Genomic DNA, 22,576 nt, shown 5'->3' with positions numbered 1-22,576 from the left:
GTAACCTATGACCCTTGATGCGACTGAGCTTGATGCAATTACCCAAGAAGCGCGCCATTGCTTCCTCTACGAGGATGCCCCGGAGTATTTACTGCTCCTCGAACAATGGGCAGAGGAGGTGATCAGCAATCCCGAGCGTCACTATACGGCTGAGGATTACAACAGGTTGATGCGGGCGGCGCATTCCCTCAAAGGGGGGGCTGGGATTGCCCAACTGAGTGAGCTACAGGTCTTGAGTCATCGCCTAGAGGATGTTCTGGAAGCCCTCAAGGAGGGTCGCCTGGGCGATCGCCCCCGTGCTCATCATCTTCTAGTTCAAGGCATTGAGCAAGCCCAAGAACTCTTGGCCGCCGCCAAACAGAATCATTCCTTAACACCAACACCCCCCTATCAAGCCCTTCTTGCAGCCCTCACGGAACTCCTCAGCACCGTCTCAGCCCTCCCCTCGCCCCCCACTGCAGCTCCCCCCGATCTGCGCACCGCCTTGACCCAGACCCTTGAGGAGTCCTTGCAGATCCTAGAGGCCAGTGCCACGGATGCAGAGCGGGAGACGGCCTTGGCTCACCTAATTGCCACTGCCCACACCTTAGGGAAACAGTACGCACTGCCTTGGTTGCAGCAACTGGCCGCCGAATTACCGAAGTTAGCAGCGGATTTGCCCCTTGGGGAATTAGTGCCCGCCATTGTCGCTGAGTGTCGTCAATTGCAGCAGGCAGAACTGGTCAAGTTACTGCCGCCTGAACCGACCCCTACCCCGCCTGCGGAAACAACTCCCCCCCAAGACAGCTATCTGCGCATTCCCGTCAGCCGGCTGGATCGCCTCGGTAACACTGTCAGCGAATTGCTCATTGGCCAAGAACGCTTCACCCTCTATCAACAGCAGTTTTTGCGGGCCAATCGCGAACTTAAGCACCGCCTTGAGCAATTTCGGCCCATTCGCGATCAGGTGCAGACTGTTTACGATCGCTTGGCCACCCCCCTTGGCGGTCGAGGTCGGCCAACGAATGGCCACAATGACTTTGATGACGTTGATGACGTTGATGACTTTGATGCCCTGCAATTTGACCACTACACAGAACTGCACACCGCCCTCCAAGATTTTCAAGAATTGCTGGTGCGGATTCAGGAGACAGGCGCCGATATTGATCTGCTCAACCGCGATCTCCAAGAAGCCCTGGATCTCAACCGCCAGCACTTAAATAGTCTCTACGCTGAACTGACGAATTCTCGCTTAGTGCCCTTTCGCCAACTGGCAGAAAAGTTTGTGACCGCTGTGCAAGCCTTGGGCGATCGCCACCATAAACCGGTTCAACTGGTGATTGAGGGGGGCGATACCCTTGTCGATCAAGTGATTTTGCAGCAACTCAAGGCACCCCTGACCCATCTGGTGCGCAACGCCTTTGACCACGGTCTTGAGCCACCCGCACAGCGGCAGCAACTGGGCAAGTCCCCGACGGGAACCATTTGGCTACGGGCGCGACTGCGGGGGAATGCCGTGGAAATTCAGGTGGCCGATGATGGTCGGGGAATAGATCTGCAACGGGTCAGTCAAAAAGCGATGGAACTGCAGCTTTGCTCTGCCGAAAAAGTTCCTCACCTGAGCCGCGAGCAGATTTTGGAATTTCTCTTTGTACCGGGGTTTTCAACCGCCAAGGAGGTGAGTGATCTCTCCGGTCGTGGGGTGGGACTCGATGTGGTGCGTGAGCAAGTCCAGCGATCGCGGGGTCGTCTGCAGATCACCACCGAACCCCAGCAGGGAACGACCTTCACCCTTACCCTCCCCTTGACCCTGAGTCTGCTGCCCATGGTACTGTGTCAAGTCGGGGAGCTCACCTTGGCCATCCCAGACCTGAGTATCCGCGAAGTCATTGCCCTCAAGGAATACACAGATATTCGCCACCCCAGCCCCACCATTGATTGGCAAGGACAATCCATTCCCCTGTGCCCCCTGCATCAATTACTGCCCTATCATCGTCCCCTGAGTGCGCCAACGCAGCCCCTTGGTGTAGGTGTGGTTGTGGATGTGGCCGGTCAGGCGGTGGCTTTGGCGGTGAACTATCTTATTGCCGAGCGGGAGTTAGTGGTCAAGCCCTTTGATCAAACGGTACCCGTGCCCCCCTACGTCATGGGGTGTACGGTTCTGGGAAGCGGTGAAGTGGTGCCGGTTCTGGCTCCCGATAACTTTACGGTGCTGCTTAGGCCCATGGCGGTACCGGCCTCCCCGATCATGGCAAGACCCCAGCAGCGCACGATTCCCCAAGTGCTCATTGTTGATGACTCCATCACCGTGCGACGGCTCCTGGATCGTGTGCTGCGGCAGGCGGGCTACGATGTTGTACAATGCCGCGATGGCAAAGAAGCCTTGGATTTTCTCCTTGGCCAAGGGGATCAAGTCTCCCTTGTGATCACGGATATCGAGATGCCCCGCCTCGATGGTTATGGCTTACTAGAGGCGATTCGTCTTTCGACGCCTTTACACCATTTACCCGTTGCAATGTTAACTTCACGGGGAGGGGATACCCACCGCCAAAAGGCCTTTCAACTGGGTGCCAATGACTACATCACCAAGCCCTTTCAACCCCAAGGGTTACTGCAAAAGGTCACCCAACTGCTCGCAGGTCGCCAGGCTGCTGCGGTGACCCCCAGCGGATAAAGCAATCAAATTGCATTGCTGCCAAATTTTCTTATGAAACATTTCGCGGACATCCTTGCTAGGATCGGGGTGACTTGCGGTGGAGAGAGTAACCATGCCTGTACAGGTGGAGGAAAAATCAATTGTGCCGACGGTCATTGTGGGGGTGGGTGGCACAGGCATTGAAGTGCTCTCGCGGGTGCGGCGTTTAGTTGAAGAAACCTACGGCAGCCTGAAACAGTTTCCTGTGATTAGCTTCCTGGCCATTGACACCGATCGCGACTACAAAGTCAGCAATCCCCTCGCCGCTGGATCTCCCCTCAAGGACAACGAAAAGCACTGGGCCAGTGTCAGTGGCAAAAACGTGCAGCAAATTATTCAAAACCTCGACAACTACCCCTGGATTGCCTCTTGGTTTCCCAAGGAACTGGAGCGCAACATTACTGCCCTAGAGGCAGGGGCAGGTCAAATCCGTGCCTGTGGTCGTTTTGCCTTCTTTTGCAACTACCATGCGATTCAACAAAAGTTCCAAGCGGCTAGCGATCGCGTCAAAGGTCACGAAAGTTTTATGCAAAGCCGCTACGGCCTCAGGGTCAACAATAGTAGCCTCAATGTCTTTATTACCGGTTCGCTCTCTGGGGGTACGGGTAGCGGCATGCTCATTGACCTCGGCTATTGTGTCCGCCACTGGCTCAAGGGGCAGTCGAGTCCCCTCGTCACGGGAATTGTGCCCATGCCCAATGCTTTTGCTGCTATTAGTGTCGGCGATCGCGTCCTTGCCAATGGCTATGCCGCCCTCATGGAACTCAGCTACTTTTCCGACTACCGCACTGAGTACGTTGCTCAATTTAGCAGTAGCCTGGCCGATGAAGTGCGTTACAACTGCCCTCCCTTTGACTTTACCTACCTCGTGGGCACCAAAAATGGCGAGAGTGAATTCAAGCTGGATGAGATCCGCGAAATGATCGCCCAAAATATCTTTTTGGATCTCACCTCGGACTTTGCTCCCCACAAACGCTCCATTCGGGACAACATTAAGGCGGCTTGGGCGTCTCAGGATGCCGGCGGGCGCGGCTACCCCAAAAACTTCATGAGCTTTGGCCTCTCCAGTATTGAAATTCCCATTGCCCAAATTCGCGCCTCCTTGACCTATCGCCTCTGTCAAGACGTTATTCACTGGTGGCTAAATGAATCGGTGCAATTGCCGCCGCAACTGTTGGAGCTGACCCAGAGCCTCCTGAAACCCATGAACTTGCTGGATATGGATTTGGTGCTGGCCCTGGCGGCAGCCGGCGATCGCCCCTATATGCAGGAAATTTCCCGCTGGGTCAACGATCTGCGCCATCAAATTAGCCGTGAAAACCTCCTTGAATGTACCCAACAGGGGTTGGGGGGTATGATTGGTGCGGAAAGAGGCAAAATTTTGCAATTTGTGCCCTGGCTAACTGAACAGGTGGACAATTACCGAGCTGCCCACTTGCGCGAACTAAGCCCCGATGAGCGCCTCCACGGTGACTTTTTCCAGCGCATGTACGACAACCGCAATCAAATCATCCAGCAGGCTCGCCAAAGTCTTGAGGAGGAGTTCTATCGCATCGTTGAAGATCGCAACCGAGGGCCGAAGTTTGCCCAGGCCTTTCTGCTGCAAATTCGCCAGATTTTTCTTAGCCAAAGGGAAAAGTACGACCGCGAGCTCCAGAACACTTGGCAGCCCAACATCACCAATCGTCAGCGGCAATACGAAAATGCCCTCCAGGACATTAACCACTTCAGTACCCTGTTTGGCATCTCCAAGCAAGCAAAAATGGAGGAATTTTGCCAGCAGGCCCTAGAAGGAATTGAGGGGAGTTTCAATGCCATCATTCAAGCCAAAGCACGGGTACTTGCCAAAGAGGTGATGGCCAAATTGGAGGAGTGGCTACAGGGGATGGAAGCACGTCTTGCCAAGCTCAACCAACGGCTCCTCAATTTACGGGATGGCTTCAAGGCAATGGCCGATAGTCAAGCCGATAGTGCAGATGCCCTGCGGATCAATGGGGTGAAGCTTTACGATCGCCAAGAACTCAACGGCCTCTATCAAGACCTCGTCGAGCGCTATGCCGGTGCCAACACAGGGGTAGAGTCCACATTCACCATTGGCCTCAATCAACTCTGTACCACAACAGCGACAACAGTGTTGCAGGAGGCAAGTCCCCTGTGGAAGGAAACCCGCGCTGCCAATGAGGTGATGCGCCTATTGGATGTAGCGCAACTGGCGGATGTCCAAGAAAGTGACCTGGCTGAGATTATCGAGGAAACAGTACGGCGCACCGTGCAAAATGCTCCGGAAGAAAGCCGCCTTGTGCGGGATCTCACCGCCTGCGATCGCCTGTTACAGCTCTATCGCAACGACGAAGGAGAAATCCTGAGTGTTCTGCGCCTCGCCTACCAAAAGTCTAAGCCCCTGCTACTCCTCTCCCAGGCGGTGATGAGTGGGCGCGATGCCGGCTTTACCCCCTCCGTAAATACGAATATTGCCATTGTGGGGGGTGAAAATACCGCCGATTTGGCTGCCAAAAAGCTCATTCCTCTCCTCAAGAACCTTGTCAAGCCCAACGGCCAGAGTATTACCAGTGAAGACATCAAGCCTTTAGGCGATCGCGAGCGGCATCGCATTGTTTTTGTCCAAGAAATGGGGGGCTTTTCATTGCGCTGTATTGAAGGCATGCCCGAACTGCGCCAGTCCTATCAAGATTGGCGCGGCCAAATGATTACCGCCAAGCGGGCCCGCCTGCGAGGAGAAAACCGCGATTTGCCGATTCCCGTGCATCTACAAAAGGATCCTCCCTTTTGGGATGTGTTTCCGGAAAACCCACAACTTTTGAAACTGGTAGTGACAGCTCGGGCCCTGAGTGTTCTGAAACAGGCGGAAAATCGTGCCACCCGTGAAGTGACAATCCGCTATGCCCGCCATACCGCCGTCGGCCTTGAGGAAGTGGATCTGGCTGCCAACTGGGAAGAGGTGACTCAAGTCCTAGAGGTGCTGGCCTGCCGTCCCGACTTAGAGGAAATTCAGCGCCAAGTGACCGTGATTCTCAAAGCCGCAGAAACCCCCCAGCAAAAGCAAACTCTCTATGAGCATTTACTAAACTACTTGAAGCAACGCGAGGAAGAACTCCACAAAGCGGGAGGACGCGACAGCCTTGAATACAAGCGGGAAGCCGCGATTCTCCAAGAGGTGATCCAAACCTATCAATTGGCTCAAGGAACATCAGCTCCTAGTCCAATGCCAACACCCGCTGCCCCTGAACCGCCCCTGCCCCAAACCGAACCAACACCTGAAACCACTGCTTCAGCAAGTTCCTCGGGGTTAGAGCAACTGCAACAACTGATGGCCATGTATCAGCAGGGTCTGCTCTCAGAGGCAGAGTTCCAAGCTGCGAAGAAAAAACTGCTGGGGCTTTAGAGGAGATCCCTGTAATTTCACGAAGAACTGTGGGAACACTTTAGGATAAAGACGAGTCCAAAGTTGGAGCATTCCTATGTCTCCCTATCGTTCTAACCTGCCTTGGTTCTATCGATCGCTCCTTACCTGCAAAGGCCTAACCCTCATTGAACTACTCGTTGTTGTCATTATTATCGCTATCTTGGGGGCGATCGCCCTTCCCTCGATGTTGAATCAGGCCATTAAAGCCCGCGAGTCCCAAGCCAAAACCAATATCGGTGCAGTTAACCGTGCCCAACAGGCCTACCGCTTGGCAAATCCAACCTTCACCGACGACCTAGCAAGTTTACAAATCGGCTTTAGTGATACACCCGACTATGAGTATCAAATCAGCCATGCCGACAGTGACTATGCTCAATTCCAAGCCACCCCTGAGCGAGCAGAATTAAAGGCATTTACAGGTTGTACCTACGCGACGTATACAACATTGACCACAACCCAAATTTTAGAAGCTGCTCCCTCTGGTTCAAGCACAGCATCACCACCGGCCTGTCCCGATCCCACCCCCTGAAGTGTCTGATTCTTCTTCATCTAAATGTTCTGCCGCTGCCTTGTAAAGCGTGAGGACATGGTGATCTAGTAACTGATAAAAGATATGACGTCCTTGGCGGCGAAAACGCACCAGTCGCAGCGCCTTCAGCATCCGCAATTGGTGGGAGACAGCGGATTCGCTCATTTCTAGAGCCACGGCGATATCCCTGACACAAAACTCCCCCTGGGCAAGCAGGTCCACAATTCGCAATCGATTCGTGTCAGCCAGTAGACCAAAAAACTGCGCCATCCGCTGGGCTTTTTCCGTAGAGAGCAAGCGATCGCTCACCTGCGCTAAAGCCTCTGGATGATGAGGATCAAGAGTATTCATATCTTCATCATAGGCGCTGGTTAGGCAATAACCAATTGACATATGAACAGTTGTTCAGATATATTGAAGTAGAGGTGGAAAACAACCTCACTGATCTTGGCCATTTGGAGGAAAAGCCATGACAACTGTTACCCAAATGAAATGCGCCTGTCCCCACTGCCTGTGCATTGTCTCCCTCAGCGATGCAATCATGGTCGACGGCAAACCCTACTGCTCTGAAGTCTGTGCCAATGGCACCTGCAAAGAGAGTAACGGCTGTGGCCACTCAGGTTGTGGCTGTGGCTCTGCCTAGAAGTTACAATCTGTAACAGTAGATAATGACGAGGCGATCGCCCCACCCACTCTATACAATCAAGAGGAGGAGATTGTCCTCGTCATTTCTCATTAGTTGCGATCCAGTGTGGCAGACCTCCCATCTATTTCCTTGATTACAGCCACCTATAACGCTGCCGAGCACCTGTCAGACCTGATATGGACTTGATGATTAAGGTTGTTGCAATCGCAGCATTTCGGCCTGGATACGTTGGCTAAAGGCGCCATCTTGCTGTGCTCGCAGTGTAATCGCATTGAATTGCTCTAGGGACATATTATATTTTCTCAGCACTTGCATTGCCTCCCGCCCATAGTTGGCACAAATGGTCTCCAATCCACTGGGGATATTTTGGGGATTCATGCCAAAGCAAGAGTTTCGGGGCACTTGACCTTGGAAAGCTGCCTGAGCTTGGCGATAGTATTTTTGGCGAATCGGTTCAATTTCGAGAACTACACGGGCATAGGTCGTGATCTCCCACGGAGCAATCACATCTGTGCGCGGGGAAGTCTGAGCCAAGGAATAGGGTGAAGGCACAGGCAGCAGACCGGCACTACACAGAGCAAGGGGTAACCACTTCCAGGACATTGACCACCACACACAACGCGTCCGACTACACTCTACTTGGAATCCCGAGAACTGCTTCAAGTTCCCCAACGCCGGCAAGCAGCAGCCATTAAAAACCGTTTTGGCCAAGATTGAAGGCACAGTAGGTAAATTTACTAGACTTTACAAAAAAGTTACATTCTTTGAAGTTTGCTCATCCAGTCCGTCCAGCAATCAACCACTGCGGTATCCTAAATCTCGGTATTTCTCTCCAGACTGCCCTTATTGTCGTAGCTTAGGGGCTTCCTGAGTTGGCGGCAGGGCATCCACCTGTCATCCTGATCGTTTTAGGAGCGGTTATTACATGGCTCACACTGTCAAAATCTACGATACCTGCATTGGCTGCACCCAGTGTGTGCGGGCCTGCCCCACCGATGTGCTGGAAATGGTGCCTTGGGATGGTTGCAAAGCTGGCCAAATTGCCTCCTCCCCGCGCACGGAAGATTGCGTTGGCTGCAAACGTTGTGAAACCGCCTGCCCTACTGACTTTTTGAGTATTCGTGTCTATTTGGGTGCAGAAACCACCCGCAGCATGGGTCTAGCCTACTAGTTCCCTATTTCTGTGAAGCTGGTCTTAAATATTCGACTGGGCTTGAGGCAGCATTCGAATGTCTCAAGTCTTTTATTTGTGCTTTTCTTGTATATTAGCTGGGTTTATCCCTAAGTGCCACCAGTTGGCTGCTTAGGGTTGGTCCTCATGGCTGAGTCGGTTTTGCAGATCATCCACCGCTTCATTGATCTGGGCAATTTTGGCCTCCAGCTCCAGGCGCATCGCCTCCATCAGAGGCTCGTCATTCCCTTGGAGGGGAGCTGATCGCTGATCTTTGATCCGTGGGCTCTTGTCGGTAGACGCTGCCGCAAGTCTGTCCTTGAGTAGGAGCGTGACCAGAGAGCCAGTAATGCCACCAAAGAGGGCACCCACCAGAAACCCCCAGCCAAAACCATTGCCACGATTCTCCATAAGCCTGCATTGCCCAATAAGACAGCTACCCCAACTGTAGCAGACGGCAAATCGCTTCCCCATAGCTAGGGCAACCCTGTCCTGAGGCAAAAAATTTTTTGAGGGGGGTGTTAAGTCTGGGGCAATGGCTGGGTATGTTAACCGTAGAGACAAGATTGTTGACCTAAGGAGTCTCAAGACTATGAAAACCGAACTGAAAGCTAAATTCCTCCAGCACCTGCTGGCCAAGAAAAAAGCCAACGAAGGCTTCACTTTAATTGAACTGCTCGTAGTGGTCATCATCATTGGCATTCTGGCAGCTATTGCCCTGCCCTCTATGCTCAACCAAGCATCTAAAGCTCGGCTGTCCAGCGCCAAGAATGCGATTGGTGCCATCAACCGTGCTCAGCAAGCCTACCGTCTGGAGAACACAGCATTCGCTCCTGATGTAACAACTTTGAAGCTCGGGGTCTCGACACCTGATCAGTATACAACTCCTACGATTAGTGCTAATGGTGGTAACTCGGCGACTGCTAAGACAACAGCGAATGATCCTCAAGGGACGGGTGTAACGGGTTGTGTAACGGTTGCAAATGGTGTTACAACTTCTACGATCGTAACGGGCAATTCTAACACTGCTCCTGACTGCTCCTAAGTTGATTGTCCGCTTAAGCCCTTAAAAATTAGAACAAGGTTGACCCTATTGAGTCATACCGAAAAGAAGCCAAGATGCAGGAGTCTTGGCTTTTTTATTGGAAAATAATTGCTGTAGGTAACCATTTCCTCTAATTAGCCCCCTCGGTTCCGATGCGCCTTCTCTTTATTGATGGGATTGGTTGGCAGTACACCCTCAATACACCCTACGAAGCTCCCCTAGGAGGGACACAGTCAGCACTCTGTTATTTAGCAGAGCAGTTGCAACAGCGGGGGCACGAGGTTTGGCTCTTTAACAACACGCGGCACATTGAATGTATCCGCCACGTCCCGCATCTACCGCTGGCTTGGCTGACCCTGCCATTCCTTGAGCAGCTGAAACCTGATATAGCCATTATTTTGAATAGTACCCTTGGGGCCGACCAGCTTCGTTTAGTCTTGCCACCTCAGACTCCCTTATTATTGTGGGCACACCACGCTGCCGATCAACCTGACGTTGAATCTTTGCGGTCCCCTGAACATCAAGAGGTTTATGAACGGATTGTTTTAATTAGTCAGTGGCAGCAGGAGCAATATATTGAGGCATTCAAGATCCCTGCTGAGAAAACCGCTGTACTGCGTAATGCCATTGCCCCTTGCTTTGAAAACCTTTTTGATTCTACAGAGTCTATTCTCAAGGCAAAGGCACAACCCTGGACGCTGGCCTATACGAGTACGCCCTTTCGCGGCTTGAATTTGCTCCTTGACCTCATGCCCGCCCTACAAGTCAGCCATCCCTCCGTTCGTCTCAATGTCTATTCCAGTATGAAGGTCTATCAAGCCAGTGAGTCTGAGGATCAACAGGAGTATGGCAACCTTTACCAACGCTGCCATGATTTGGCTAACGTCAACTATGTGGGTTCACTACGGCAGCCTGAACTGGCTCAAGCCCTCAAATCCACAGCCATTTGGGCCTATACTAATACATTTCCAGAAACCTCCTGCATTGCCGCCATGGAAGCCATGGCCAGTGGCTGCTATCTGATCACCAGTGAACTGGGTGCCCTTCCTGAAACAACCGCCGGTTTTGCCGACCTGATTCCCATTCCCCAGGAGAATTATCTGGCCGACTATAGCCGCCTGCTCAATCGGGCAATTCAACGGTTCAACGATCCTCAAGCCCATGCCGCCCTTGAGGCGCATCTCCGCGCTCAAGTGGACTACATCAATCACCACTGCACATGGTCAGTTCGTGCCCGCGAATGGGAAGCATTTCTAGAACAGGTGTTAACAGAGTCCGTGCCGATGCTGGGCAACTGGCAGCACAGACTTTGCGATTACCTTGAGCAGCAACGGTATGAGGATGTACTAGCTGCCTGCGAGACCTTGAGTAAGCAGTTTCCTGGGGAGCATGGCTGGGTTGCCTATCAGGGCGCCACCTACATTTTCCAGGGCCAAGAGTCAGAGGCGCAACTTCTGTGGTCAGTGTATCTCAGTGACTTTACTGAAGAAGAGCAAGCAGAGATGACTGCAACATGGGCAGCGATCCTATTGGAGCTCGCAAATTTGCCCCGCAATACCTTGGAACTGCGATTTGCTCTCACAAGCTACGCCTACGAATTTAGCCCCAACCTCAAGATAGGACTGAAATTACTGAACCTCTCACTTCAGTTAAAATTAGGTACACAGGAAATCACTCAATTGTTACATCAGCTAACTGCTTTATTGCCGCCCAATGGAGGCTTAGAGGAAATAAACCCTGAGGATGTTGTCAATACAGTGCAGCGCTTGGTGGGTTACAGCAGTGAGCTAGAGGGGTTACCTGAGTTTATCAAAGCGCTAGGCCAATATCCATCCATACAACCATCTCTAGAGAGGGTAGTCTTTGAACTGCTCAACAACGACCCTGCACGCCTAGCTTCTACATTGGCTGAACCTTTCCTCAAAATTGCTAGAGAAAAATGGGGGCTGTATGAATTTCTCTGCCGTGCCTGCGCTCAAAGTAAGTTACATGAGTTGGCACTTGACTGTGCGAACAGGCTTTTTGACTATTCACTCAATCCTTTGGGCGAAGACTTGAGCCTGACATCTAAATTGCACGTAATGCAGACGTTTAAGTATAACCTCAACTATTCTGAAGAGGTTATGGCTCTTTGTGAGAGATGGCTCAAGAATGCCGATCGCTGTAATCAGTTTCTTGCTGAAAACATCAACACCGAACAGAGTGATTTTGGCAGTGTATTTTATGTTATCTGTTCCTACTTTCATCTAACGCATCAGTTTGATGCTCCCGCAATTATCAAACCAATCTATAATAAACGCAACCAAATATTTTACGATAATGCTCACTCCTTTCTGCCTGTACAGAATAGATATGGGAATTGCCAGCCAGCTATCAATAGTGCCACAAAAACCCCCTCTCCTCAAAAAATTAAAGTAGGATTTATCGGTAGTTGTTTTCATGAACATCCTGCTGGCCATCAAATGCGTTCCTTTATTCGCCTTTACGATCGCCAGCGGTTTGAATTTTATGCTTACAATCCATGGTCTGCTACCAGTAAGCAAGATCAACTTTCCTATTGGTTTCAGGCAAGCTTTGATCACTTCCACCACGGTGAAACAAAAGCCACTGAGATAGCTGAGCAAATTTATGAAGATAAGATTGATCTTCTCATTGACTTAGATAGTTGTACGAGCGACATCACGTACCAAGTTCTCACACTTAAACCAGCACCCGTTCAGGCGACATGGATAGGCTTTGATGCCATTGGCTTGCCAGCAGTGGATTACTTTATTGTTGACCCCTACATTCTTCCCGAAGGGGCGCAAGCATGGTACACAGAAACGCTGTGGCGACTGCCTGAGTGCTATCTTTCCCTCGATGGCTATGAGGTAGCTAATAAAACTGGCATTCGCGATCAATTAGGACTGAGTGCTGATGCGGTGGTCTTTCTGTGTGCCCAGCGCACGAGTAAAATTCAACCAGAAATGCTTAAGCTGCAATTTGCCATTGTTGAGGCTGTCCCCAATGCGGTGTTGGTTGTCAAATACCACCGTGGTAGCCCCATCTTTGAGGAATGGTGCCGCAGTCTTGCCGAAGCTGAGGGGTTTGACTTAGATAAACTCTATTTCTTAACGTCGAACTTACCAGAGATTCACCGTGCTAATCTCTATGATGTGGATGTGGTGCTCGATACCTATCCCTATGCAGGCGGGGCAATGAGCCTTGAGGCCCTCTGGTTGGAGGTGCCGCTTGTGACGAAGGTGGGACAGCAGTTTGTGGCAAGGCATACCTACACGTTCCTGAAAAATGTCGGCGTTGAGGAGGGGATTGCCTTCACTGATGAGGAGTATGTGCATTGGGGAATTCGTTTCGGGACGGAACCCCATCTGCGGCAGCAAGTCAGTTGGAAGCTACGCCAAGCCAAACGCCATGCGCCCCTGTGGAATCCTCAACGCTTTAGCCGCCAGATGGAGCAAGCCCTAACGGCGATGATCAATCGGTATCGGACAGGGGAGTGGGTTGTGCCTGCGGGTCATCGAGTCGGAGAATAGAGCCGGCCATCGAGTTTGCTTAATTTTCTCCATAGGGTTCAATGTCTATAAGTATTTCAGATAACTTGGCAGCCTAAAATTACGAAAACGATACAAAAAGGGACTTGAATGGGCCTATCAAGGCTGGGCTTTTCCCCTAGTATCTAAATTGGAGCGTGATGGCTCCCTGCCTTTTCCATACATGAGAGGACAAGATTCATGGCAACCTACAAAGTAACGCTAGTGCGTCCTGATGGAAGCGAAACAACAATTGACGTGCCCGAAGATGAGTACATTCTGGATGTGGCCGAAGAGCAAGGCCTAGACCTGCCCTTCTCCTGCCGTGCTGGTGCTTGCTCCACCTGTGCCGGTAAGCTTCTGGAAGGAGAAGTGGATCAGTCGGATCAGTCCTTCTTGGATGATGACCAAATTGAGAAGGGTTTTGTGCTCACCTGTGTGGCCTATCCCCGTTCTGACTGCAAAATCCTCACCAACCAAGAGGAAGAACTTTACTAAGGCGATTTTATACAATTTATATTGTTTTATATTGTTGGGGCGATTGTTGTGGGGCATCGCCCCTTTATTTTGGGGCTGGAGTCCTTAAGATAGAAGTAGTAATTGGTGCCCGCTGATGGTTTCTGACTTGCCCCCCACTGGTGATTTGATGATTCGTCCCTTGGCCTATCGGGATGTGGAGGTGGTGGAACAGTGGCTGCGCCATCAAGGGGTACATGAGCAACCCTTTGGTCTACCGTCCTTGGCGGGTGGACCGATGACCTCACCGCTGCATTTACTGCAGTGGCTAATGGGAATGAGCAAGCAGCGCATTTATGTTGCGGAGCGGGACAACCAAGTGCTAGGCGTTGTGCAGGTTGCTCCCTTTAATGAAAGTCGCACCACATGGCAGGTGCAGCAATTGTCTGCCCAAGAGTTTACGGAGGTGGGGACACAACTCCTGCGCCACTGTTTTGGTACCCTTGTCGAAGCCCGTACGTGGATAGTGGAAATTAATATTGACTACCGCGAGGCACTAGACCTGTATCGCCAAAATGGCTTTCAACCCTTGGCGCATCTCACCTATTGGCAGATTTCAGCGGATCAGTTGGCAGAACTGGCCCAGGGCACGCCTTGCTTGCCTAATCTGCTAAAGGTCACCAATGCGGATGCACGGTTGCTCCATGAGTTGGATACAATGTCGATGCCGGCACTGGTGCGCCAAGTTTTTAATCGCCACTCTCGGGATTTTCAAACGAGTCTTTTGGATTGGCTACACCACAGTTTGACCAGTTGGTCGCAACAGGTACAAGTGCATCGTGCTTACGTGTTTGAACCGCAGCGGAAGGTAGCGATCGCCTCCTACACCCTCCATACGACTCAAAATGGACACACGCCCCACTGGCTAGACTTAACGGTGCATCCTGCTTATACAAATCTGTATCCGGAGGTACTGACCCATATTGCTCGCTTGGTGCAGGCCTATCCACCCGTACCTCTACTGCTGTCTTCGACGGATTACCAGGGGGAGCGAGAAGCTTACCTCGAAAGCTGGGCTGAGCCTATTCGTCGCAGTTTGATGATGTCGCGCTCAGTGTGGCACAAGGTGCGGGAAGTGCGATCGCCCCTGCCGGAAGGTCTGACCTTGTCAGAAGTCCTCCAAGGGCTGCAAACCCACCGCCGTCCTCAACCCGGTCAGATTCATAGTAATCATAGCCAAGAGGGGACACAGGCCTACTACCATAAGCATCCCTCCGAAAACACATCGCCCCCAGAAGCGCAATCTTAATCTTTGGGGAGGGAAATTTCTGAGGTTTCAGTATAGCCTTGGAGCGCTTGCAGAAGGCGTTGGATTGCGGTTTCGTTGTCGAGGGCCAGCCGCTCAGGTTCAGGAGCAGTCATACGCTGGGTGAGCTGCGGTATATTTTCGAGGGGTTGGCCGTAGGTGTTGCCCTTGATGGTGAGTGGTGTACTTTGGGGCAGGGGATTGAGGAAGCTAATTTGCTCGGGCAAGTAGAAGATGGGTTGCAGTTGCTCTAGGGGGAAGGTGCCATAGCCTTGAGCATCCGCTGGATGGTGTTGCCAGTAGTCCAAGAGGGTCTGGCGATCGCAAAAACCGAGCATCTGTGCCTGACGGCGATCGCGATCCAAACCAACCGCAACTGCCAAATCGGCATTCATCACCCCCAAAAATGTGGGGCAATGAATCCGCAGGGACTCTCCCTGCTCGACAGGATAGATAGATAACTGCACCCCTTCTAAGTTGAGATCCGCAATGTCCACAAGGTCAAGAACCTCTGGCCGCTCACACCAAGTCGTACTCAAGGTTAGATCATCAGGCAGATCCTCAAGATCATCCCACTTGCTGGGAACACCCTCATTTTCCCACCAGTCTATGAACGAATAAAGCGCAACCAAATAGGGCAGAACTTGCCGTTGCCGACTGGGACGACATCCCTGAAGCACCGCATGGGCGGCATCCAATGACAGGGAACGAATGGGAACAGTCGGTGCCAAAAAGGAAGTCATAGCCGTCGTCATCCAAACGAAGTACGAAAAAGCCAGGCTGCCTAGGGAAGGTAGTAAATATCGTTACGCTCGCACCACTGGGCAAGCTTGGCTTCTATTTGCTCATCAATTTGTTTTGCGGTGCAAAGACCACGGGCATACTCAGAGTGAATTTCACGGCGGGCTTGCCGTCGTTGGTGGGGGCTGGGAATGGATTGGGTTTCATACCATCGCCTCATCCATTGCGGAATCTGGGGATCTTGAAAGAATTTACGGTAGAGCCACAGACGATATTCACGACCGAGGCAGCGAGAAATCGTGGGCTGGCTCACAAAGAGTTCACGGGCAATTTCTGCTTGGGTACGGCGACGCTCACACCAATCCCTGACCCATGTCGGCGTCTGCGGATCATTGAGAAACTCCACCATACACTCCACCCCTTGACCATTGTTGGTTGGCAGTGTGCGGGTATCGGGATAGTTGTCAATCCACTCTTGGTTACTGTCGGTGGAGGAAATGTTGAGGGAGCGGGTGGACTGAACATACCGCCCGAGAATCCGTCGCACCTGCTGATGAATATCCCGCGTATATTCAAGTGTCCAGCCCAAAAGTTGGGCAATGTGCTGCCGCAAACGCGTCGTTGAAGCGCGAATGCGAGGATCCGTAATCTCCGTTTGCACAATCGTAATCAACTGAGCGCAGGCTTTGGGATCAATCCCCCGCTGCACCTCAGGGGGCGCCGCTTGGTAACGATCTTGAAACACTTGCAGGGCACGGTTGTCGTAGAAGAGCAGTTCATCCGCCTCGCGCTTGAGGAGTTTGCGTTTTTCATCGGCAAGTTTATTGCTAATGACTGTGCGCACCCATGCTTCAAAGGTGGGACGACCATGGCCAGTGGCATCAAAGGGCTTGAGGGGGTCAAAGGATTTCATTGCTTCCCAAAGCCACCCCGTGAGGTTGCTTTGGCATAGTTCGGGATCAGAGCTACCCAGACACACGGTACGCAGCAGATCGCGGTACTCGTGACGAAACTGGGGGGATAGGAGAACCGTTGCGCCAAGTTCTTGGCGTAGGCACTGAATAAAAAAGGCAAGGAAACACTCGGCCTCCGTGAGTTTGGGCACTGGATTACAGTTGGCTAGGACAGGGCGACTAAAGGCAAGCACCAGGTGCTTGAGGGACTGGTTGTACTGAGCACGATTGAGGCGATCGTACTCATCTTGAATCACAGTGGTGGGAATTTGCAGTAACCGTAGCACCGTTTTTTGCACAGCCTGCTGTTGCAGTTGATCGCGGCTGAGGTGCTGGAGGCAGCGAGGAAACAGACGAAAATAGGCTTCCACTAAGCGTTGGAGATATCCTCCCCGCTGGCTGAGATGGGGATCAATGTTGCGCTCGAGGATGGCTCGCAGGGCTTGAGAGAGGGGCTTTATCACAGCGGGCGATCGCTCCCCGGCCAAATAGCGAGACCGCGCTGCCTGCAATAACTGCGGCAGTTGTGCCACCTCCAGATCAGGACTGCGGGTCGAGGGACTCATCCGAAATCGGCAACATGAAATCGTTACTGAACATAGTAGCGGTTTTTGCCGAGACCCTTGGGGGAATCCTCAGCATCCCTTAAGAGAACTCCTCTTCACGGGAGAGGGGAGTTTTTATCTCCTCAGGAATCACGGTTCCCAGTTGTGCTGGTAAGCGGGCGATCGCCTGCTGCACAAAGGAGCGAATAAATTCATCGCGGCGATTGAGTTGAAACTGCCGTTGCACCACTTCACCAATACCCCCATCCCCCCAGTCTTGGTTGTGGCGAAAATACTCAATAAAACTTTTACCCGCAATGCGAGTGAGGTAGGCGGCCGTAATCCCTTGAACTGCTTTACCAACGACTAGCCCCCCGACACTTAACTGGAGAGCCGTCCCCACCAGATTCATAGCACCTTTGACAATCCCAAGACTAGCAAGGGTTTTGCCCAAGGAAAGGGCCAACTCGCGGGCGCGATCGCGATTCAAGTCACAGCCATAGACCTTGCCAATTTCCATGACCATTTGCGCATTCACGGCGGCAGCAGCTAGCAGATCTACCCCGGGAATCGGCGTGACACAGACGACACCTGCACCAATCCACTGGTAGCGCTCCACCACCTTATCCGCTTGGCGGCGCCGTTGCTGATCAATGATTTTGCGGGCTTGCTCCCCTAGGCGTTGAGACTGCAAGAGGATATTGTCTGCCACAAGGTCATCCCCTTCCTGGCGGAGAATGGCACTCATCCGCCGAATCAGGGGCCAAATATGGGGTTCGGGTTCTAACCACTCTCCGGTATCGAGCTGGATCGGTTGGGGACGAGCGGCAATACCTACCACATCTTGGGGCGGAATCAACCCCTTAACCCGCTGCCGCAGATGGCGCAGCAGAGCCAGTTGATCAGCCTCACAGCGCAAGTCAATTTTATTGAGGACCAACAGCGATCGCTTGCCCATTTCCACCAAGTTGACCAAGGGGGTATATTCCGACTGCCGCAGGTCATCATCCAGAACAAACAGCAGTAAATCTGCCTCTGCGGCCAGTTGTCGAGCCAGTTGCTCGCGGTAGGTGCCAGCGACCCCTGCTTCCAAAATGCCGGGGGTGTCGGTAATGAGAATTTCCCGCTCAGTATTCGGTAACCAAAAACGATAGGTTTGGCCGACGGCAGTCGTACCCATTGTGGGGGCCACTTCCCCCACCATCTCCCCCAGCAACGCATTGACCAGGGAGGTTTTACCGGCCGAGCCGGTGCCAAAAACAACAATGCGCAATTCGTGGCGACAAAAGTCCTCCTCTAGCTCCCGTGCCCGTGCTAAGAGGGCTTGCCGTGCCACCTCATCTTCAATTTGACTCAGTTGCTGCCGTAGGGCTTTGAGGTTTTCGGCGGCAGCCTCCGTTTTATCCAGAGGGGCTTGGGGTACAGCGGTGGCGGGCTTGGGCTTCCCCTGGCGTTCAAGTAAATACAGGTAGCGAAAGAACGTATAGAGCAGTCCCCCCAATAGGCCAATGAAAATCAACACCAAGAGATTGGCCAAAAAGGGGGCCGTAAAAGCCACCTGCACATAGAGCCACGTCAGTGCCGAGATCAGCCAGAGGATGAGCACCAGAATAGCGCCAAATCCCAAAAGTGGCCAAAACCAACGTCTGGGGGTCATGGCAGGTATTTCATCAGACGCTGCAAGAAGGGCAATTTCAGCGATTGCCGCCGCCATAGGCGCACCATTAGCCCTAAGTTCACCAGAAAGTAGGCCGATCCCCAGAGACTATTCAGCAATAGCGCCAGGCCATGCTGCAGAGACTGGGCTTCACTCAGGCTGGCAAGCCCATTCAGCAGACCATAGCCCAACAGCCAACTAAGACCAATCACAAGAGCAAGGCGACTCACTTGGCGCGTCTGGCGATCGCTCCCCCGGCGACTCAATTGCCACAGTGCTGGAATCATGCCAAAAATGGGCAGCAAATAGACAAAGAACCACAATCGCTGCAATGTGGGATTGGTAAAGGCTTCCTGATCCACGGGGTCGAGGGGTTTCATCCAATACTCCGCAGGGCCATGCCTACCGTTGTCTGCTCTAAAAGAACCCAAAAAGATTGAGGCTTAGCTTCCTTCATTCCTAATATATCGCCGATGGCAAAACGCCCCACGGATACCCACCCCTTGCTAGACTGAAGATTGGCTTGTTTGCGGCACTGCTCGCGATCGCCAGTATTGCATTGTTGTTCGATAATTGCTAGGGAAGCTGCGTTTATGTCAGTGATTCAGGAGCTACACCGTCAACTCGTTCGCAAAGAGCGCTCCGCCACTGAAATTACCCAGGCCTATTTGGATCGCATTGATCAAGTAGAACCAACACTCCACAGCTTTTTGACGGTAACGCGCGATCGCGCCCTTGCCCAAGCTGCCGAGGTGGATAAACGCCTTGCTGCGGGTGAAGAAATTGGTTTGCTCACAGGAATTCCCCTGGCCATCAAGGATAACCTTTGCACCTACGGCGTTCGCACCACCTGTGCTTCTAAGATGCTGGAGCACTTTGTACCCCCCTACGAATCCACCGTAACCGAAAAATTGCAGGCCGCTGGCGCGATTATGGTGGGCAAAACCAACCTTGATGAATTTGCCATGGGCAGCTCCACGGAAAATTCCGCCTTTGGTTTCACGGCCAATCCTTGGAACCCGCAGCGGGTTTCTGGCGGCTCCTCAGGGGGATCCGCTGCAGCCGTTGCTGCCGGGGAATGTGCCGCTGCTCTGGGCTCCGATACTGGTGGGTCCATTCGTCAACCCGCCGCCTTCTGCGGAGTAGTGGGTCTCAAGCCCACCTATGGTTTGGTGTCCCGCTATGGTCTGGTTGCCTATGCCTCCTCCCTCGATCAAGTGGGTCCCTTAGCGCCGACGGTGACTGATGCAGCTATTCTCTTGGGGGCGATCGCCGGCCACGATGCCAAGGATGCCACCAGTCTCAGCGTGCCGATTCCCGACTACACCCAAGCCCTCAAGCCTGATCTCAAAGGCATGCGCATTGGCCTTATTCAAGAAACCGTGGATGAAGGCGTGCAACCGGAGGTGAAGTCCGCCCTTGAAGCCGCCCTAAAAACCCTAGAGGAATTGGGGGCAACCATTGTTGAACTCTCCTGTCCCCGCTTTGCCTACGGCCTGCCCACCTACTACATCATTGCCCCTTCAGAAGCCTCGGCGAACTTAGCCCGCTATGATGGCGTGAACTTTGGTTTTCGGGCTGAAGGGGCCGCTGATCTGCTTGAGATGTACATGAAAACCCGCGCTCAAGGCTTTGGCCCCGAAGTAAAGCGACGGATTATGATTGGCACCTACGCCCTGTCTGCCGGCTACTACGATGCCTACTACCTACGAGCCCAAAAAGTACGCACCCTGATCAAAGAAGACTTTGCCCGTGCCTTTGAACAAGTGGATCTCCTGGTTTGCCCCACCGCTCCCACCACTGCTTTTAAGGCAGGGGAGAAAACCACCGACCCCCTAAGTATGTACCTGTCAGACTTGATGACCATCCCTGTAAACCTTGCGGGCTTACCCGGCCTGAGCCTCCCCTGCGGCTTTGATAGGGAAGGGCTGCCCATTGGCCTGCAATTGATTGGCAACGTCCTAGGCGAAGAGACCCTATTTCACGTTGCCTATGCCTATGAACAGGCCACCCCTTGGCATCGGCAGCAGCCGCAGCTCTAGGCGTGAATACACCAACTGATCAATAACGCTTGCCTATGGCAGTGGCTTTCCTGGGGGCCAACGCCATCAAAAACTAGGGGGTGCTTCCAAACAGTCACCAATTAGCTAGGCTAGAAGAAAGACATTTCCCTTAGCCAGGATATAAATTTTATCTGAGAACAACAAATTAGAATTTGTTAGCGGTTGTTGACGCGAGCGATCGCGAGTAACGGATTCCAAGGAAAACTCCTGATCCGGAGTAGGCGATTTCTGTTAGAAAGGCTACAATCAATGAGGTTTTAGCTAAAATTGCTCAACAGATTCCTGCACGAGACCAACCGCTGACGATTGCCTGTTCCCTGACCCTACGGGTCACACAGGATTTCTTTCAAGACCATCTCAAAGGTACCAGTGTGCGGAATCTAGAGCCTATTCCCCCGTCCAACCGCTTTCCTTAGCCGCATTCCATCATTGAAATGTGGCTGACGCTAGCGTCACCGAAGGCAACGGTTGCCGACAACACACCGACACCATATATTTAGGGAGATTTTACGAGGACAACGGCATGACCCAAGCAAATGTACTTGACGTTTACGACCCCGCAACAGCCCCCCTTGAAGATGAGGTGGCTCTGCTCAGTGACTATGGCCTTGAGGCTGTAGAGATTGAGGAAGAAGAGAGCGAAGACTTTGAGGAGGTCAGCGATGATCTCGACGACAAGCCTACAAAAGGTCGTGCCAGTCGACGACGGACCCAAGTCAAGAAGAAACATTACACCGAGGACTCGATTCGCCTCTATTTGCAAGAAATTGGCCGCATTCGTCTGTTGCGTGCCGATGAGGAAATTGAACTAGCTCGTAAAATTGCCGACCTTCTAGAAATCGAGCGGGTCCGCGATCGCCTGTGTCAAGAACTGGGCTGTACGCCTGAAGAACTAGAGCGGAATCCTGAAGCTTGGGCCAAAGAACTGGGGATGACGGTGCCGGCATTTCGCCATCGTCTTTTTGTCGGTCGCAAAGCCAAAGAAAAAATGGTTCAGTCCAACCTGCGACTGGTGGTGTCAATCGCCAAAAAATACATGAACCGGGGGCTATCCTTTCAGGACTTGATTCAAGAGGGCAGCCTAGGGCTCATCCGCGCTGCTGAGAAATTTGATCACGAAAAGGGCTATAAATTTTCCACCTATGCGACATGGTGGATTCGCCAAGCCATTACCCGCGCCATTGCCGATCAATCCCGCACCATTCGTCTGCCCGTGCACCTGTACGAAACCATTTCACGGATTAAGAAAACCACCAAACTCCTCTCCCAGGAAATGGGGCGCAAACCCACGGAAGAGGAAATTGCCGATCGCATGGAAATGACGATTGAAAAACTGCGCTTCATTGCCAAATCAGCACAACTCCCGATCTCCCTAGAAACGCCCATTGGCAAAGAAGAGGATTCCCGTCTCGGGGACTTTATTGAATCCGACGGTGAAACCCCTGAAGATCAAGTGTCGAAGCACCTGCTGCGCGAAGATTTAGAAATGGTGTTGTGCACCCTTAGCCCCCGCGAGCGAGATGTCTTAAAACTGCGCTATGGCTTGGACGATGGTCGCATGAAAACGTTGGAGGAAATTGGTCAACTCTTTAACGTAACCCGTGAGCGCATTCGCCAAATTGAGGCAAAAGCACTGCGGAAGCTGCGCCATCCCAACCGCAATAGCGTCCTCAAGGAATACATTCGCTAGGGAATAATTGCTGTTGCGTCCCCCATTGCCCTTAGCGTAGCAGTACTGCACCTAGTTCTATCCAAGCTTTCACCTGCGCAATAGCTCTGGTGCAAACCTGAGTAACCCATCATTCCTGGAGTCATCTCTAGACTCAGGGCCGGCAC

18 protein-coding genes are annotated in these 22,576 nt (G+C 52.4%); 11 read left to right on the top strand and 7 right to left on the bottom strand.

Annotated elements, in window-relative coordinates:
- Window positions 1–7: 7 nt before the first annotated feature.
- The 3 genes from NK55_RS00150 (at window position 8) to NK55_RS00140 (ending at window position 6,627) form a co-directional block, all read left to right on the top strand.
- Complete coding sequence (locus tag NK55_RS00150) at window positions 8–2,653, top strand: hybrid sensor histidine kinase/response regulator (protein ID WP_024123844.1); 2,646 nt, start codon at window positions 8–10, stop codon at window positions 2,651–2,653.
- Between the two features lie 94 nt (window positions 2,654–2,747).
- Entirely contained in the window at window positions 2,748–6,077 is a 3,330-nt protein-coding gene (locus NK55_RS00145; RefSeq protein ID WP_024123843.1) for a tubulin-like doman-containing protein, read from the top strand.
- A 76-nt stretch (window positions 6,078–6,153) separates the two neighbouring features.
- Window positions 6,154–6,627, top strand: a complete 474-nt coding sequence (locus NK55_RS00140; protein ID WP_024123842.1) for a type IV pilin-like G/H family protein — start codon at window positions 6,154–6,156, stop codon at window positions 6,625–6,627.
- Here the strand turns inward: NK55_RS00140 and NK55_RS00135 are convergent.
- Window positions 6,595–6,978, bottom strand: a complete 384-nt coding sequence (locus NK55_RS00135; RefSeq protein WP_051372866.1) for a helix-turn-helix transcriptional regulator — start codon at window positions 6,976–6,978, stop codon at window positions 6,595–6,597. The two genes, NK55_RS00140 and NK55_RS00135, sit on opposite strands and share 33 nt — an antisense overlap.
- Window positions 6,979–7,096: 118 nt before the next feature.
- On the opposite strand from NK55_RS00135, the gene NK55_RS00130 reads away from it, so the two are divergent.
- Window positions 7,097–7,270 carry a metallothionein gene (locus tag NK55_RS00130; RefSeq protein ID WP_024123840.1) on the top strand — a complete coding sequence of 58 codons (174 nt, stop codon included), beginning with the start codon at window positions 7,097–7,099 and terminating at the stop codon, window positions 7,268–7,270.
- A gap of 192 nt (window positions 7,271–7,462) precedes the next feature.
- Here NK55_RS00130 and NK55_RS00125 read toward each other — a convergent pair whose 3' ends face one another.
- Window positions 7,463–7,876, bottom strand: a complete 414-nt coding sequence (locus NK55_RS00125) for a DUF4168 domain-containing protein (RefSeq protein ID WP_024123839.1) — start codon at window positions 7,874–7,876, stop codon at window positions 7,463–7,465.
- Between the two features lie 322 nt (window positions 7,877–8,198).
- Here NK55_RS00125 and psaC point away from each other — a divergent pair, with 322 nt between their 5' ends.
- The gene (psaC, locus tag NK55_RS00120; protein WP_011056855.1) at window positions 8,199–8,444 is read left to right on the top strand and encodes a photosystem I iron-sulfur center protein PsaC; all 246 of its coding nucleotides are present in this window, start codon (window positions 8,199–8,201) and stop codon (window positions 8,442–8,444) included.
- A 132-nt stretch (window positions 8,445–8,576) separates the two neighbouring features.
- Here psaC and NK55_RS00115 read toward each other — a convergent pair whose 3' ends face one another.
- Window positions 8,577–8,855, bottom strand: coding sequence for a hypothetical protein (locus NK55_RS00115; protein ID WP_024123838.1), 279 nt, complete (start codon window positions 8,853–8,855; stop codon window positions 8,577–8,579).
- A 181-nt stretch (window positions 8,856–9,036) separates the two neighbouring features.
- On the opposite strand from NK55_RS00115, the gene NK55_RS00110 reads away from it, so the two are divergent.
- The 4 genes from NK55_RS00110 to NK55_RS00095 all read left to right on the top strand — a co-directional run bounded on the left by NK55_RS00110 (window position 9,037) and on the right by NK55_RS00095 (window position 14,784).
- Complete coding sequence (locus NK55_RS00110) at window positions 9,037–9,489, top strand: type IV pilin protein (RefSeq protein ID WP_024123837.1); 453 nt, start codon at window positions 9,037–9,039, stop codon at window positions 9,487–9,489.
- A gap of 152 nt (window positions 9,490–9,641) precedes the next feature.
- The gene (locus tag NK55_RS12205) at window positions 9,642–13,022 is read left to right on the top strand and encodes a glycosyltransferase (RefSeq protein WP_024123836.1); all 3,381 of its coding nucleotides are present in this window, start codon (window positions 9,642–9,644) and stop codon (window positions 13,020–13,022) included.
- 198 nt (window positions 13,023–13,220) lie between these two features.
- Window positions 13,221–13,517, top strand: coding sequence for a ferredoxin PetF1 (gene petF1, locus NK55_RS00100; protein ID WP_011056851.1), 297 nt, complete (start codon window positions 13,221–13,223; stop codon window positions 13,515–13,517).
- Window positions 13,518–13,632: 115 nt separating this feature from the next.
- A complete protein-coding gene (locus NK55_RS00095; RefSeq protein ID WP_024123835.1) occupies window positions 13,633–14,784 on the top strand; it encodes a GNAT family N-acetyltransferase in 1,152 nt (383 codons plus the stop codon).
- Here the strand turns inward: NK55_RS00095 and NK55_RS00090 are convergent.
- From NK55_RS00090 to NK55_RS00075, 4 genes are all read right to left on the bottom strand, one after another.
- Window positions 14,781–15,524, bottom strand: coding sequence for a hypothetical protein (locus NK55_RS00090; RefSeq protein ID WP_024123834.1), 744 nt, complete (start codon window positions 15,522–15,524; stop codon window positions 14,781–14,783). The genes NK55_RS00095 and NK55_RS00090 overlap by 4 nt on opposite strands.
- Before the next feature lie 41 nt (window positions 15,525–15,565).
- Window positions 15,566–17,041 (bottom strand): hypothetical protein, encoded by a 1,476-nt coding sequence (locus NK55_RS00085; RefSeq protein WP_024123833.1) that lies wholly within the window; start codon window positions 17,039–17,041, stop codon window positions 15,566–15,568.
- Window positions 17,042–17,120: 79 nt separating this feature from the next.
- On the bottom strand, window positions 17,121–18,677 hold the full coding sequence (locus NK55_RS00080; protein WP_024123832.1) for a DUF697 domain-containing protein: 1,557 nt from the start codon (window positions 18,675–18,677) through the stop codon (window positions 17,121–17,123).
- Complete coding sequence (locus NK55_RS00075; protein ID WP_024123831.1) at window positions 18,674–19,057, bottom strand: hypothetical protein; 384 nt, start codon at window positions 19,055–19,057, stop codon at window positions 18,674–18,676. Before NK55_RS00075 ends, NK55_RS00080 begins: the two co-directional genes overlap by 4 nt.
- Before the next feature lie 213 nt (window positions 19,058–19,270).
- Here NK55_RS00075 and gatA point away from each other — a divergent pair, with 213 nt between their 5' ends.
- Together gatA and rpoD are read left to right on the top strand one after the other, a co-directional pair.
- Window positions 19,271–20,719, top strand: a complete 1,449-nt coding sequence (gene gatA, locus NK55_RS00070; RefSeq protein WP_024123830.1) for an Asp-tRNA(Asn)/Glu-tRNA(Gln) amidotransferase subunit GatA — start codon at window positions 19,271–19,273, stop codon at window positions 20,717–20,719.
- 544 nt (window positions 20,720–21,263) lie between these two features.
- Window positions 21,264–22,430 carry an RNA polymerase sigma factor RpoD gene (gene rpoD / locus NK55_RS00065; RefSeq protein ID WP_024123829.1) on the top strand — a complete coding sequence of 389 codons (1,167 nt, stop codon included), beginning with the start codon at window positions 21,264–21,266 and terminating at the stop codon, window positions 22,428–22,430.
- The last annotated feature ends 146 nt before the right edge of the window (window positions 22,431–22,576 follow it).

This window comes from Thermosynechococcus sp. NK55a, from assembly GCF_000505665.1.
Classification (GTDB): Bacteria; Cyanobacteriota; Cyanobacteriia; order Thermosynechococcales; family Thermosynechococcaceae; genus Thermosynechococcus.
Note: the sequence above shows the minus strand (reverse complement) of the source record. Positions and strands in the feature narration are given on the sequence as shown.